This window comes from Mesorhizobium sp. M0960, from assembly GCF_040319055.1.
Lineage (GTDB): Bacteria > Pseudomonadota > Alphaproteobacteria > Rhizobiales > Rhizobiaceae > Mesorhizobium.
Genome location: NZ_JAMYNN010000023.1, coordinates 35,840 through 51,267 on the forward strand (window position 1 = coordinate 35,840; position 15,428 = coordinate 51,267).

The 15,428-nt window shown below is 60.7% G+C and carries 8 protein-coding genes; 4 read left to right on the top strand and 4 right to left on the bottom strand.

Annotated elements, in window-relative coordinates:
* Window positions 1-5: 5 nt before the first annotated feature.
* Window positions 6-2,663 (bottom strand): OmpA family protein, encoded by a 2,658-nt coding sequence (locus tag NKH63_RS27820; RefSeq protein WP_352482332.1) that lies wholly within the window; start codon window positions 2,661-2,663, stop codon window positions 6-8.
* 7 nt (window positions 2,664-2,670) lie between these two features.
* On the bottom strand, window positions 2,671-3,336 hold the full coding sequence (locus NKH63_RS27825) for a DUF3450 domain-containing protein (RefSeq protein WP_352482331.1): 666 nt from the start codon (window positions 3,334-3,336) through the stop codon (window positions 2,671-2,673).
* A 410-nt stretch (window positions 3,337-3,746) separates the two neighbouring features.
* On the opposite strand from NKH63_RS27825, the gene NKH63_RS27830 reads away from it, so the two are divergent.
* The gene (locus NKH63_RS27830) at window positions 3,747-3,878 is read left to right on the top strand and encodes a glycosyltransferase (RefSeq protein WP_352482330.1); all 132 of its coding nucleotides are present in this window, start codon (window positions 3,747-3,749) and stop codon (window positions 3,876-3,878) included.
* Window positions 3,879-3,959: 81 nt separating this feature from the next.
* Window positions 3,960-6,932, top strand: coding sequence for a trifunctional glycosyltransferase/class I SAM-dependent methyltransferase/polysaccharide deacetylase (locus tag NKH63_RS27835; protein ID WP_352919683.1), 2,973 nt, complete (start codon window positions 3,960-3,962; stop codon window positions 6,930-6,932).
* 304 nt (window positions 6,933-7,236) lie between these two features.
* On the opposite strand, the gene NKH63_RS27840 is transcribed toward NKH63_RS27835, so the two are convergent.
* Entirely contained in the window at window positions 7,237-7,917 is a 681-nt protein-coding gene (locus tag NKH63_RS27840) for a redoxin domain-containing protein (protein ID WP_023716514.1), read from the bottom strand.
* A gap of 19 nt (window positions 7,918-7,936) precedes the next feature.
* Window positions 7,937-11,236 carry an ATP-binding protein gene (locus NKH63_RS27845; RefSeq protein ID WP_352919686.1) on the bottom strand — a complete coding sequence of 1,100 codons (3,300 nt, stop codon included), beginning with the start codon at window positions 11,234-11,236 and terminating at the stop codon, window positions 7,937-7,939.
* Between the two features lie 279 nt (window positions 11,237-11,515).
* On the opposite strand from NKH63_RS27845, the gene NKH63_RS27850 reads away from it, so the two are divergent.
* The gene (locus tag NKH63_RS27850) at window positions 11,516-12,610 is read left to right on the top strand and encodes a branched-chain amino acid ABC transporter substrate-binding protein (protein ID WP_352482327.1); all 1,095 of its coding nucleotides are present in this window, start codon (window positions 11,516-11,518) and stop codon (window positions 12,608-12,610) included.
* Between the two features lie 80 nt (window positions 12,611-12,690).
* Window positions 12,691-15,162 carry an adenylate/guanylate cyclase domain-containing protein gene (locus tag NKH63_RS27855; protein ID WP_352590478.1) on the top strand — a complete coding sequence of 824 codons (2,472 nt, stop codon included), beginning with the start codon at window positions 12,691-12,693 and terminating at the stop codon, window positions 15,160-15,162.
* The last annotated feature ends 266 nt before the right edge of the window (window positions 15,163-15,428 follow it).

Sequence of the window (15,428 nt, forward strand, 5' to 3'; positions counted from 1 at the left end):
CCGCCCTAGTGGAAGTTTACCGTAACCGAAACTCTGCGATTGGCCGAGCTCCCGGTTCGGCTATTTTCAGTCTCCGCTGGCTCAAAGGTGCCCGCGCCGCGAACCAAGAGCAATTCCGGATCGACGCCGCGCTTCTTGAGAAGCGCACGAACTGTTTCCGCGCGCGCGGCGCTGATGGACAATTTGGCCGTTTCACGGCCCGTCTCGTCCGAATGGCCGGTCAACATGAACTGTGCTGTTACGCCTGCCTTGCGGGCGTCCTTGGCCAATTGCTTCAACTGATTCGCCAATTTGTCGAGAACCGGCAGTTGCTCTGGTCCCGGTACAGCCTTGCCAGAATCGAAGAAAATGTCGACCGCTTGAATAGCCTCCCTCAAATGAGTGAGTTCCGGAGGGGTCAACTCACGCAGCTCGGAGATTTCTAGAGAGAGTCCGTCCGCGGACAGCTGTTGGGCGGCGACCCGCGCCCGATCTATCCAGGCGGCAGGAGCCTCACCCTGGGCAACGATGCGATCCTTGATGATCGAAAGCCGTACCGAATCCGGCGGACTCAGCGACGCCATCAGCCGCTTCAGCACGAACTTCGGATCAAGGCTCTGATAGAATTGCCACTGCGAATGAACGCGAGCAGGATCGACCCCTGTTCCGGACAGCAGAGCCTGCGGGTTGGCGGCCTGCGGGTCTCTCAGGCCGGAAATATAGAAATGTCCGCCCCTCGCCGTTTGTTGGGCGACGATGATGCCCGCTTGGGCCTCCAGTCGCGACACATAAGTCTGCCAGTGCTCCGCCGCGCGTGCTTCGGGGCTCACATCACGAACCTTGGAGATGTCGAATTCCGGTCCGCCTGCCGAAAGCTGTCGGGCCGCTGCGCGCGCCCGATCTATCCAGGTGTCGGGAGCCTCACCCTCGGCAACGATGCGATCCTCGACGATCGAAAGCCGAACCGATTTCGGCGGGGTCAGCGACACCATCAGCCGCTTCAGGACGAACTCCGGATCAAGGCTCTGATAGAATTGCCACTGCGAATGAACGCGGGCGGGATCGACCTCCGTTCCGGACAGCAGAGCCTGCGGGTCGGCGGCAAGCGGGTCTCTCAGGCCGGAAATATAGAAATGTCCGCCCCTCACCGTTTGTTGGGCGACGATGATTCCCGGTTGGGCCTCCAGTCGCGACACATAAGTCTGCCAGTGCTCCGCCGCGCGTGCTTCGGGGCTCACATCACGAACTCTGGAGATGTCGAATTCCGGTCCGCCTGCCGAAAGCTGTCGGGCCGCTGCGCGTGCGCGATCTATCCAGCTGTCGGAAGCCTCACCCTCGGCAACGATGCGATGATTGACGATCGAAAGCCGAACCGATTTCGGCGGGGTCAGCGACACCATCAGCCGCTTCAACACGAACTCCGGATCAAGGCTCTGATAGAATTGCCAGCGTGAATGAACGCGGGCAGGATCGACCTGCGTTCCGGCCAACAGCGACTGCGGGTCGGCGGCAAGCGGGTCTCTCAGGCCGGCAATATAGAATTGGCCATCGCGCACCTTTTGTTCGGCAACGATGATGCCCGGCTGGGTCCCCAGTCGCGACACATACGCCTGCCAGCGCTGCCCGGATTGCCAGGAAAGAAAGAACCAACCGCCTGCGGGAATCAAAACCAGCAGGACTGCAGCCACTACCAGCCACGGAAATCCCTGGTTTGATTCCTCCTGCTTCAGTTCAACGCAGGTCTGCAACTGCGTCTCTACGCCGGCCAACTGCGAACTGTCGCCGTCAAACTGCTCTAGAGCCTGTGAGCATTCATCATGGATGCGAAGCAATACATCGCGAATTATTTCATGTAATTCCTCCGGCGGATTTCCCCGGATCACCGCAACCAAGGTCGCAAACGGTCCAACTTCCGACCAGAGACGAAGCTCCCCGAAACGAATAGTGTCCAGGCCGCTCTGTTCTTTCTCGTTAAATGAGTCTTTTACAAAATCTTGAATTGCACTAAGCATAGAAGAAATGAGTTGAGGATCTTCGCTAGTTGCATTGTCGGCAGTTACATGCGCTATCAAAAGCCCGGAATTGCGATTGATGAGGAAGACGTGTTCCACACGATAGACAAGAGAATGCTTAAGAACAACTTCTGAGAAGCTTGCTCCTGTTCTCCAAGCTTCAAGTCTCCACTTGAGTCCATGCCAGGTAAATATATGTCTTAAAGTTTCATTCAGCGATTGAAAGGTTTGGTCGATCTTTTCGCCGATCGACTTGCGAATAGCCGGCAGAAACACCGGGTACAATATATCCGTAAGCGTACGCGGGCTCTTCTGGATGGACCGTTGCACGGCCCTCTCGACAGCCGGCGCAAGGGCCTCTCCGAGTTGCGCATGAAGCGCACGTGCGGCTGCACTGGGGAGAACGCTCCCCACTGCAGCCGCAAGCTGCTCGGGTTCGTCGAGCAGGTGCGTAACTCGTGAAAGCTCCGAAATTTCGCGACCGACCAGCAACTGGCGAAGCGTTTCCATGCGAGGATCGGCGGTCGGGATTCCGTCGAGACGCGCACGATAGTCCGGATCAACGTTCCGGGCAATTTCGATCAAAAGGCGAGCCAGAGCCTCGCGATCAATCTCTGTATCGTTCGAAGCTGTTCTTTGAGGAAGGCTGATTGGGTCGACGGTTGACGTCAAGTTCCGATCAACTCACTTTCCAGCTACGCTCCGAGTTGCTCTTGCTGCCGACGGGATCCTGATTTAAGCATTTTGCAACCTCGACAAACAGGCCAGCCAAAAGATTTCGGTCGGTCTTGACATTGCCGAGATCGGAAAACATTTTCTCCATCAGCATCTGAATGCTTTCATTCTTTTGCTTGATTTCCTCACGCAGCAAATGGTCGTTTCGATTTATCCGGTCCGCAACTTCGCGCTCAAGCTCGCTCAACTGATCCGACAACGCGCGCACCTGCTTTTCAAGCGCCTGATTTTGCTCGCGAAGATTCCGGTCAATCTCCTTGTCGGCGTCGGCTCGCGCGTCTTTTTCGTTCCGCAATTGTGCCGCAAGCGAGTCGACCTGCTTCTTTGCATTTGACTCGTACATTTCAAGATTGCGCTTGGCCTCGGATTCGACATCCTTGAAGCGCTGCAAGACCCGTTCTTCAAGCTTGGAAAAGCGGCGGTCATAGTCCTGCATCTGGTTGCCGAACAGCAGATCACGTATCTTGTCGACACCTACAGCGTCGCCGGGGGCCCCGCTCTCGCGAGCCTGGCCCGCCATGAAGGTCAGCCCGTTTCCGTCTGCATTACTTATCAGATTTGCGTCCGCTTTATTTGCCGAAGAAGCGGTACTCGAAGATTCCTTGGCCATCCCATGCCCCTTCTTTTGAACATTGTCACAGCGCTAATTTAGCAACTGATAAACATGTCAGCAAAATAGCCAACCCGCAAGCCGGAATCTTCTCGGCTTAAGTCGGTTCGTGCGTCCCCATTCGGGTAGATTTCGACATGGGGGTCGATCCGGATCAGCTTACGCTCCCGTCTCGCCCGCGATCATCTTTTTGCAGATGAAATGCGCGAAAGGAAATGCCCCAGCGCATCGGCCTCAGTTCTAAGCCGTCGGGCATGCGCGCTTGCCATTCGGCCTGTCTTCAAGTCTTTTTCGCCTGCCTCTAATTCGCCCCGATCTTGACAGGGCAGTGCTGCCAGCCGATGCCGTCATCCGGTTTTGACATTCGCCGACTCTTGCCGAAGAAAACGAAAGCTCGATGATCCAGGACAATGCTACCGCAAGGCGGTGTGGTACCGAGGGTCAATGCCGAGCAAACCGTCGGCGCAGCGCTCGCCGGCATCCGCCGGCAGACCTACCAGATACTGGATATAGTCGTGGTAGACGATGGGTCGACGGACTGATTGGCGTCGATTGTGACGGCCTACGCCGAGAAAGATCGACGCATCTTGTGCTACCTTCGAACCAGGCGCGGGTAAGACGGCGTGGCGCATAATCCCTTGGTTTCAATCGTGGTTCCTGCGCACAACGCGGAGGTAACGCTGGCGCGCGCACTCGATTGCCTTCTCGATCAGGAAATTGTGGATTGGGAGGCGATCATCGTCGACGACGCCTCCACGGACCGCACCCCCGCGATCATCGCCGGTTATGTGCAGCACGATGCCCGATTTCGGATGTTGAGCTCATGCGCGCATAGCGCCGCCGGCGCGCGCAATAGCGGGATGGCGACAGCACGCGGCCACTGGCTCATGTTTCTGGATGCGGACGATTGGGTGGATGCCAGCTTCCTTGCTAAAATGCTGGCCGCACTTGAAGCCGCGCCCGATGCGGTCGCCGCCTATTGCGGTTCCCGGCGCGTGATGCCCGATGGCGAACTCACCCCGTCGAGCATCACAACGGACGTTGCGATCCACCCCTTCGAGACATTCGCCCGCCGGTGTGCCATCGCCATTCACGCGCTGCTGGTCGACCGGGAGACAATTGTCGAGTTGGGCGGTTTCGATGTGTCGCTGCGCACCTGCGAGGACTGGGATCTGTGGCAGCGCCTCGCACGTCTAGGCAAAAATTGGGTGATGGTCGACGAGCCGCTCGCTTTCCGTCGGATCAGCCCCAACTCGCTCAGCCGCAATTCGACGCAGATGCTGGCGGATGCGGAAATCGTGATCACCCGCGGTTTTTCTGCTGATCCCAGGGTCAAACACCCAGCATCGGCTCACGCCAATGGAGCGATCGAGGCGAACGGCCGCACCGCTTCCGAAGCACTCGCATGGTTCGCGTTGTGGAACGCCGCGTCGGATTGCGGCTGCGGCTCGGCCTCGATCAACCCGCAGTCCCTGCGCGCGCTCCCGCCAGGACGTAAGTGGGCGCGTGAGATCGCCAAGGTGGTCTTCGATGGCCTTATGGCAGGAAGCCTGTCGGTGCCAGCGCAATTGGCTGCCAGGTGGGGCAGGTTCGGCGGCTCCCTCACCGAATTGATCATCGAACTCGGCAAGGTCTGGGACGATCCCGTAGCGGGTCGCCGCGTCCAGTATCACCTTGAGCAAATGCTTCTCGACTTCGACGACCTTGCCGCACCGCGCAGACTGGCGCGGACACTCGGAATTCGCGTCGACGCTCGAAATCCGACCTCGATCGAACTTCCGGAAGGAATCGATCAAATTTATGCCTATCTGATGATGGATGGCCAGATCGAGGCTTTCGTACAGTTCGGCGTACTCGGGAAAGTGACAAGGCGTCATTGGACTGAATTGATCCTGAATTTCGTGCCCCCTGAGCGGCTTATGCACAGTGCCGCGCCGCTTGCGAGGCGATCGCCTATGCATGCACCGCAAAAGGGCGTCGGTGCCGACAAGTCAGACATATTTGCAGCCGAGGCATTGTTGTCCATAGCGGGACGCGGGTCTGATCGGGACAGCCATTTCGGCAAACTCGCGGGATTGGCCGCGGAAGCGCAGGCGCTGGTTGGGTCGAGCGCCGAAACTAAAGAGCCTCTTGCAGCGCCGCGCCGTGCACGGGCCGCGGATGGGCACGACAATGATCGCACGTCTTTCTGGAATCGCCATTTCGCGACCGAGGATCCCTGGAACTACGGCTCGCCCTATGAGCAGGAAAAATATGAGCGGCAGCTCGAAATTTTGCCTGCCGGTCCCATCGGACGGGCGCTTGAGCTGGGCTGCGCGGAGGGCCACTTCACGCGTCAGCTGGCGCCGCGGGTGGGCCATTTGACCGCAACTGACATCTCCGCCGTAGCCATCGGGCGGGCGCGCGCGCGATGCGGCGATCAGCCGAACGTTGAGTTCGGCGTACTGGATTTCTCCGCCGACACGCTGCCGGGTGAGATGGATCTGATCGTCTGTTCGGAAGTGCTCTACTACCTGGATGATCTCGCCGAGTTGCGGCGCATCGCCAAAAAACTCGTTGAGGCGTTGGCGCCTGGCGGCAGTTTCATCAGCGCACACGCGTTCGTGCTACGTGACAATATCGAAAGGACGGGCTTCGACTGGAACACATTCGGTGCACAAGCGATCTCAGAGACGCTGGCAGCGACCGACGGCCTCGTCCTCGAGCAATCGATCCAGACCGAGCTCTACCGCATAGACCGCTTCCGCCGCCTGTCACCAGGCGACGTGGCGACGGAACCGATGATTGATCACGTGCCAATCCGCGCGCCCGTCGAAATCGGGGTCGCGCGGAAAATCGTCTGGGGCGGGGCGCGGGCCTTGCGCCGCGACGTCGCACGTAGCGAGCGGCGACAGCGTATCCCTGTCCTCATGTATCACAGCGTCTCCGATGAAGGTCCAGCCGCGCTCGCCCGTTTTCGGCTCACCCCCGCCGCATTCGCCAGCCAGATGGCATGGCTGCGCGCCAATGGCTTTCACGCGATTAGGTCCGAGCAGCTGGAATGGTTCATCGCCAACCGTCAGCCTTTCGTTGGCCGCCCAGTGCTCATCACCTTCGATGACGGCTTCCAGAACTTTGCCGACCATGCCTGGCCGACCTTGCGCGCGAACGACCTGACCGCGGAAGTGTTCCTGGTGACGGACCTGGTGGGTGAAAGTGCACAGTGGGACGCCTACAGTGGCCCGCCGACGCAGCTTATGGACGCCAGGACAGTGCGACGCCTCGCCGGCGAAGGTGCGTTCTTCGGAAGCCATCTGGCGACGCATCGCGCGATCGATGGTCTGTCGAGCTCTGACTTGGCCGCCGAACTCCTGCGCTCTCGTATGTTCATCGAACGGTGGACCGGTCGGCCAACCACGGCGTTCGCGGCACCCTTCTCGGTCACCGACCGACGGCTTGGCAGGCTGGCCAAGGAGTGCGGCTATCGGATCGGCTTCGGCGGCAGACACGGGCCGGCGGACCTCGATTGCGATCCCATCGACCTTCCGCGGATCGAGATTCGCGGGGATCGCTCGCTCGATTACTTTGTTGCCCGTATCGAGGCCGTGCTCGAATGAACGGTGAGCTTGTCAGTGTCATCATTCCCGCTCACAATGCGCAAGATACAATCGACGAGACGCTCCGCAGCTGCGCGCTCTTTCGAGATTGTTGTTGTTGACGACAGCGTTCTGACGGTTGGAAGGGGTGCTGTCGCAGCCACCCCACGATACAGGAGCCATCCACAGAGGACATCGCTAGTCCAGAGGCGACAGAAAGCATTGCCAGGACCGTACATTCTGGCTCGTCGAGGCCAATGTTAGATTTGTAACAAATTGGTTCCGCTTTTGTTCAGTGCCGCGCCCGTTTACCTCGTTCGCAAGTCTATTGGGCCACTTGGGACACGGCTGACATCAGCTCCTGCGGGCTTGGCGCCCCAAACATGTATCGCCCGCCCTCTGGAACCTCCGTGAAGCTCCAGCGGACGATCCCCTGCCGATCCAGTAGGAACTGACCGACCAGTTGTCCGTGTCCCGTTGCCATCATCTGCTCGTCGGCTTCGGTCAGTTCGTAATGGTCCCTCTTATTAAGGATTTCGCTGGCCGCAATGGGGTCCATAGGACCGGGCAACTCGCCTGGTATATCGACCCGCATATCCTTTGCCGCTGCCATCGAGACCTTGTACGGCCAGTTCGTCTCGTTTTGGGTGAATTCGAGATTGGGCAGTCCAAAAGCACGATGTGAAGCGCGTTCAGGGTCGGAGGCCGCAAGCAGATTCGGCATCGGATGGTAGCGGAAATAGAGACGCGCCCGTTCGATTGGCGTGTTGACCACCGTCAGGCTCTCCACGCCCTTTTCGCGCAGCTCCGGATCAAGCCGCGCCTGGGCGGCGATATGGCGCCGGCAAAACGCACAATGCAGACCTCGAAACAGGCCGACCAGCACCGGCTTTTGGCCGCGAAAGTCGTCAAGCGCGATCTTGCCTTCCTGGGTAATGGCGTCGAGTATCAAGTTCGGCGCACGGTCGCCCGGTTGAAGCGGTACCAAGTCACTACGCGCGGACATTTTCCACCTCCAACCCCGGCTAGTCGAGAAAAGGCAGCACCACAAGCGCTTCCGGGTCGAGCCCGTGCTGGGCGCATATACCCTGCGCCAGGGAAAAGTAGCGTTCGGCCTCGGCCAGATTGTCGAGGTCGAGATTAAGCGTTGCAAGACCATCATAGCACGGAAACAGCAGTTGGGGTTCGCCCGTTTCGCGGGCTACGTCCAGTGCTTCGTGGAACAAGCCAACCGCCAGCTCCGGACGCCCGTTGCACTGGTGGATCTGCCCAAGCACGATCAACGGCACCGGCAGGTGCTCGCGCTGGTCGAGCGCCCGGTCGATCTCGATGGCCTTCTCGGCAGCAGGTACGCCCTCCGTTGGACAGCGATCCGTGAAAGTACAACAAGCGACCGCCAGATTGGCGAGGAGGCGCGCCTGGAAACCCAAATCACCAATATGGCGCGCCACTTCAAGACCGCGCCGACAGACCTCCATCGCGTGCGCCGGATCGATGGTCGTGTAAAGCACGCCGAGATTGGTGTAGCCGCGGCAGGCCGCGCCCAGTAGACCGGCGGCTTCGGCCAATTCAATGCTATGCTCAACCTGACGCACGGCCTCACGGTTTCGCCCAAGGCGAGCCAGCGCAACAGCCTTGGTATTGAGTGCCTCGGCGGTCACAAGGGTGGCATCACGCCCTACCTCGGAGACATGCTCCGTTGTCAGAGTGCGTACGCAATCCAGCGCCGCGTCTGCCCATTTTGCCGCGAGAGCGTGATCTCCGCTACGGAACGCCTGTCGGCCACGTTCTTGCCAGAGATGCGCCTGCTCGATCGGGGCATCCGCTCCATCGAGGAGCGCTGCCGCTTCAGCATAGCGGGATTCTGCGTCGTCCCGCTTGCCGACGTCCCAGAGCAGCCGACCGATCTTGCGTAAAACTCGCGCCGACGCGACGCGATTGGCCGACTCGCGGTATACCTGCAACACCGTTTCGTAATGGTGGTGCGCGATCTCGCGGCGGCCTGCCGGGCCGCTCAAATCGGCAATGCGCTCTGCAATTGCCAGTTTGAGCGGTGTTTGCCCGATCGCGCCCAACGCAGTCAGTGCTCGCTCGTAGAAACGAAGGGCGTCGTCGTTGGCGTATATCATGCGAGCGCGATCGCCCGCCGCCTGCAGGTAATGCGCGCCCTTCTCCCGCTCGGCGCTCTGTGCGAAATGATGACCGAGCACGGTCAAATCCTCGAGCCGCTCCGGCTTGTCGCCGAACAGTTGCTCCAAGGCAGCTCCGACCCGCCCGTGGATGTCGGTCCGCCGTTGCAGGAGTAGATTCTGGTAGATCACGTCCTGCAGCAATGTTTGCGTAAAGCGGTAGCTTTGCGACGAGACCGAGCCTGATCCGGCAACTTCCTCGATGATTTCCGCATCGCAAAGCAGTTCGCAGCCGGCTTCGAGCCGGCCGGGGTCGGTTGTCACAGTTTTCAGAAGTGTGGCATCGAAGCGCGGGCCGATTACCGCGGCCTCCTGGGCCAACCGGCGCACCTCTTGGGGCAGCCGGTCGACGCGGGCAAGCAACATTGCCTGGATAGTGGCGGGGATGCCGGTTGCGACTTCGCCTGCCACAGTCCGCCATCGCTGGCCCTCTCGCATCAGTACACCGCGATCGATAAGGCCGCGAACGATCTCCTCTAAAAAAAGGGGGTTGCCGCCCGCGCGCTCGAGAATCTGGTCGAGAAGCCCTCCTGCGGAGTTTACCCAGCTCTCGCCGAAAAGCGCCGCCAGCAGGCTGCGTCCGTCATCACTGCTGAGCGGCGGAAGCCTGAGCGCTGTGTGACTGACCCGACTTGAGTCGAGCTGGTCGTTATCCGGCGCCGGACGATGCGTGACCAGCAACATCAACCGCGTGCGCTCCAACCTGTCCATCACGAAACGTAGTGCCTCAAGCGACACGGCGTCGGCCCAGTGCAGGTCTTCGACGACAATCAACAGCGGCGACAACGCAAGCCGCCGTTCGATGATTGTGCGGACTGCGTAGAGAATTTGCCGCCGCAGCTGCTCGGGTTCGACATGCTGCAAGGTGGCATCGGGGTCGCCAAGGCCGAGCACATGGTAGAGCAAAGGCATCAGCCGCTTCGCCTCCTCGCCCTGCAGGCCGAGATCGGTAAGCAAGCCTGCGAGCTTCCCCCGCATTTCGTCCCCATTGTCGTTTTGCATCATCCCGGCAGCGCTGCGCACCACTGCGCCCAAGGCGCCAAATGATTGTTCGCCCAGCGGTGAGCACGTGGCCAGCCGCACGGCGACGTTGCGAAAACGATCCTCGTCGCCGACGCGGGCGACGAACTCCTTCACCAGCCGCGATTTCCCGATACCGGCTTCTCCGACGAGGCGGACGAGTTGGGCCGAGCCGCTGCACGCCTGGTCAAGGCTCGCCATCATTCTACTGAGCTCCGCACCACGACCTATTATCGGCGCACTGAGGCCGAGCGCCTCGAGCCCACGCGCTGCACGCGGCGTCACAAGCGGTGCATCCAGTCGATGGACGAGCACACTGCCAGCCTTGCCGCGAAACACGACATCACCCAGCGACTCGTAAGAGAAGGCATGCCGGGTCAGTCTGTGAGTGAGCTCGCCTACCAGCACCTCACCCGGTGCGGCCAGCGATTGCAGGCGTTGCGCCGTATTCACTGTGTCGCCGGTCACCGAATAGGATTTGGCGGTGCCGATGCCCAATCCGCCAGTAACGACCGGACCAGTGTTTATGCCGATGTGGAGCAACAGAGGCGAGCCGGAGTGGGGGGTGCTTTCGCCGAGCCGCGCCGTCCGGGCGATCATGTCGAGAGCGGCGCGAAGCGCACGTTCGGGATCGTCCTCATGCGCGACCGGCGCACCGAACAACGCGAGCAGTGCATCGCCGATGAATTTGTCGACGAAACCACCAAAGTTTCGCACGGCCGCCGTCAATTCCTTGAACAGTTTGTTCTGCAGCGCTTGCATGACCTCGGGGTCGAGCTGCTCGCTGAGCGTCGTGAAGCCGCAAAGGTCGGCGAACAGGACCGTTACCGTCCGGCGATCGGCGTCAGAGAAGGGATGCAGCCCTTCTTCGCTTTCGATGTCCGGAAGCATCGATGGAGTTCGAGAAGGCGGCACAATGGTCCGGCTTGGTGTCGGAGCAGGCCGTTCGACGACTTTTGCGGGCGCACCGACGTTTGCCCCACATTTCGGACAGAACTCGAAATCAGGTGCGCAGGGGTAGCCGCAACTGGCGCATGGCACGGGCTGGCGCCTGCCACACCTCGGACAGAAGGCGTAACCGCCCTCAACCTCGAAACCGCAGCCCGAGCAGTCCATCGAACAAGACCTCACTAGAGGCCGTCCCGGCGTGACCTCGCCACGCACTTCACGGCCAGGCTATTCGCAAGGATGCACCGATAGTCGTCGACCGGCAAGCGGCAGCGCAAATGGGCATCGAGCGATCAGTGTGGGTCCGGTGGCAGGGCGCTGCGGGCAGGCATTGTTGAAGGCGCAATAGTTGTCGGATCCGCGAACGCCGCCGAGACAGCCGCGCTTGCCGAAGGGGCTGTCGGCTCTGACGGGATTGGCGTAAGCTACAGTTAAGGGGGTGCACACATGCACCGCATCATCGCCATGGCGATCTTAGTTCTCGCGGCCGCGTTCAGCTCCGCGCGGGCGGAGGTGCTGATTGGGGTTTCATCTGCGATGACGGGACGGCTCGCCTGGTTCGGCGAGCAGGCGCAGCGTGGCGCCGAGATGGCCGTGGCCGACATCAATGCGACGGGTGGCGTACTCGGCCAGCAGATGAGGCTCATCACGGCCGACGACTTCTGTGATCCCGAGCAAGCGGTCGCCGCAGCCCAGAAATTGGTGGGTGATGGTGTGGTGCTCGTCGTCGGGCACTACTGCTCTGGAGCCTCGATCCCAGCATCGAAGGTGTACGAGGCGGCGGGCGTTTTGCAGATTTCACCAGGATCAACCAATCCGCTGTTGACTGAACAAGGCCGCGCCAACGTTTTTCGAGTCATTGGTCGCGACGACACGCAGGGGATCGTGGCCGGCAACTACCTGGCCGAGCATTGGAGCAACAGCAAGATTGCGATCCTTCATGACGGCACCACTTATGGAAAGGGTCTTGCTGACGAGACTCGAAAACAGCTGAACAAGCGCGGCGTAGTCGAAGCGATCTACGAGGAATACACACCCGCGAAGAACGACTATTCGGCCGAGATCGCTGCGCTAGAGGCTGCGAACATCGCCGTGGCATATGTCGGCGGATATCATGCCGAGGTCGCACTCATGGTTCGCGCTGCGCGCGACCGCGGCTACACGGTTCAGCTAGTCTCAGGCGATGGCATGGCGACCGAGGAATTTGCTTTGATCGCCGGCCCCGCGGCTGAGGGTACCCTCTTCACGTTCCCCGCGGACGCTCGCCGAAATCCCGAAGCCGCCTCGGTCGTCGAGCGGTTCCGGGCTGAAAACTTCGAGCCCGCAGGCTACACGCTGCTCAGTTACGCCGCCGTCCAGGCCTGGTCGCAGGCAGTGGACAAGGCCGGCTCACTAGAGCTCCAAGCCGTGATAGCGGCGCTGCGCGGCAATCAATTTGATACTGTGTTGGGCCGTATCGACTTTGACAACAAGGGCGATCTCACGAGCCAAAACTGGGTATGGTACGTCTGGCGAGGTGGAGAGTACGTGCCGGTCGAATAAGCACCGCCGATGCCGTCGCCGCTTGAGACAGCTGATGGAGATCGAGTTAGCTGGACCGTTCAGAGCTATGTGTCGCCGTTATGCTTGAACGCTTCGGCATACGTGGCCGTCTGTTGCTCGCTTTTTTCGGCATCAGCACCTTCGCCGTACTCGCGACAGCGGCCGCTCTCTATGCCTTCCTCCAGGTAGGAGAGGTCGTCGACCGCATCACCAAGGATCGGGTACCGTTGGCGCTCGCGTCCCTCCAGCTGTCGCGCCAGGCAGAGCGGGTAGCCGCCTCTGCGCCCGCCGTACTTACTTCGACCAGCAAAGCTCAGCACGGCGAGGTTTCCGCCGCGGTCGGGGTCGAGATGACGCGCCTCGAGGAACTGCTTGCCGCACTCAAAGGTGCCACGCTTAGCACGGCGGTGGTGGCTGAGATCGAGGCTGCAGTTCTTGGTCTGCGGCGCAACCTCAACGCCCTCGACGACCTTGTTGTCGCCCGCCTCACAGTGGTGGCGCGCAAAGAAGAACTGTTACGCCGCTTGTCGGCTACGACAAATGCAAGCCAGCGTCTTGTGGCGCCCGGTATCCTCGTGATGAATTCCAAGCTCCAGCAATGGCAGGCGGTTACAGCCGACACGTCGCTCGCGCCGGATCGCGGTGCGGCGGCGGCGGCCGACCTGGTCCAGGCAATTGCGGCCTACATTCCGCAGCAGAAAGCGCAGCAGGAGATATCGGCGGTCAATGACGTGCTGGTCAAGACGACGGACGCGCCAACGCCAGACGATCTGACGTTGATCCTGTTTCCGCTGCGCCGGTCGCTCGCCGTTCTCGACACGGTTTCCACCGAGATCGACGAGAGGCTGCGAACCCGTTTCCAACAGCGGGTCGGCGAGTTCAAGGCATTGATCGACGGCGGGAACAGCATCCCGAAGGCGCGCAAGGACGAGCTAGCAGTGCTCGCAGAGGGCGAAAAGCTTCTGGCCGAAAACAATCGGCTGTCGCGCAGTCTCACCGCTGCCGTCGATCGCCTGGTCGCCGCGGCAGACCGCGAGATCACCGCGTCCGGTCTCGAAGCCGCGACGGTCCAGCGCTACGGTACCGGAGTTGTCCTTGGCTCCGCCTTTCTCACCCTCTTGAGTTCCGTTCTGGTTGTCTGGCTCTATGTCGACCGTAGCCTTCTCGCCCGTCTGGGAGAGGTGAGCCAAAGCATGTTCGCAATCGCCGGCGGCGATCTTCGTGCGCCGCTGCCTGCCGCGGGCCGCGACGAGATCGGCCGGATGGCCGAAGCGCTTAGGCTCTTCCGGGACACCGCAGTCGAGGTCGAGGAAAAGAACCTGCGCGATGTCGCTGAGGCGCGCCAACGGCTCATCGATGCGATCGAGAGTATCTCCGAGGGATTCGCGCTGTACGACGGGGAGGACCGGCTTGTCCTCAGCAATAGCCGCTACCGCGAACTGCTCTACAGCGACCTTGCGATCGAACTGATGCCCGGCACGACATTCGAGCACATTATTCGCCGATCCGCTGAGCGCGGCTACATCAAGGATGCCGAGGGGCGGCTCGAGGAATGGGTCGCCGAGCGGCTCTCCCGGCACCGCAACCCAGGCGAACCGTGGGTGCAGCGGCGAGGCGACGGGCGATGGATCATGATAAGCGAGCGGCGGATCACCGCCGGCGGCACGGTCGCGGTCTATTCGGACATCACTGAGCTGAAGCAACGAGAGGAGAACCTCGCAGAGAAATCCACGGCTCTCGAGGCGCTTTCCAACAAGCTGGCCAAATACCTGGCGCCGCAAGTGTACAGCTCGATATTCGCCGGCCGCCAAGACGTTAGAATCGCCAGCCAGCGGAAGAAACTGACAATATGCTTCTCCGATATCGCCGGCTTTACCGAGACCACTGACAAAATGGAATCCGAGGATCTCACCCAGCTCCTCAATCACTATCTGACGGAAATGTCGAAAATTGCTTCGGATCACGGCGCGACGATCGACAAATATGTCGGCGACGCGATCCTGATGTTTTTCGGCGACCCTGAGACGCGCGGCGTCAAGGAGGACGCGCTGGCGTGTGTGCAGATGGCTCTCACCATGCAAAAGCGGATGAGCGAACTTGCCGAAATCTGGCGTGACATTGGAATTGAGACACCGCTGCGCTGCCGCATCGGCATCCATACCGACTACTGCACGGTCGGTAACTTCGGCAGCGAGGACCGGATGGATTACACGATAATCGGCGGCGCCGTGAATCTCGCCTCGCGCCTGGAACAGGAGGCGCCACCGGGGACCGTCCTCATTTCCTACGAGACGTTTGCGCAAGTGAAGAACACGATCGACTGTGAGGAGATGGGGCATGTCCAGGTCAAGGGGATCGCCTATCCCGTCGCCACCTACCGCGTCATCGATCTGAAGGCCAATCTAGCCGGCGCTTGTCACGCCGTTCGAACCGAGCTGCCGCACTTCAGGCTGGAACTTGAACCGGAGCTGATGTCCGCTGACGAGCGTGACGATGCCGCCACTGCGCTTCGAGACGCGCTGGATCGGCTTTCCCACAAGCCCGGGCAGTAGGGCTTGGTTCACAACGACCCTTCCATGGACGCAAGGAGTAGGATGTGGGACGCAGCTTATTGGCGCTGTCGATGCGAAGGCCACAGAACGGTCGCGGTCAGTCTTTGAACTCGGGCGGAACGTCCGCATCGGAGCCGAGACTTAACATTCACGGCATCACTGGCAAGGTCCGGATATGGCGCAAGTTGCCCGTTCCGGGGCGCCGCCTTAAACGGCAAAGTTTGACCCAGAGCGGCCGCTCGGCGTGACAGTGTCGAACGTCCGAA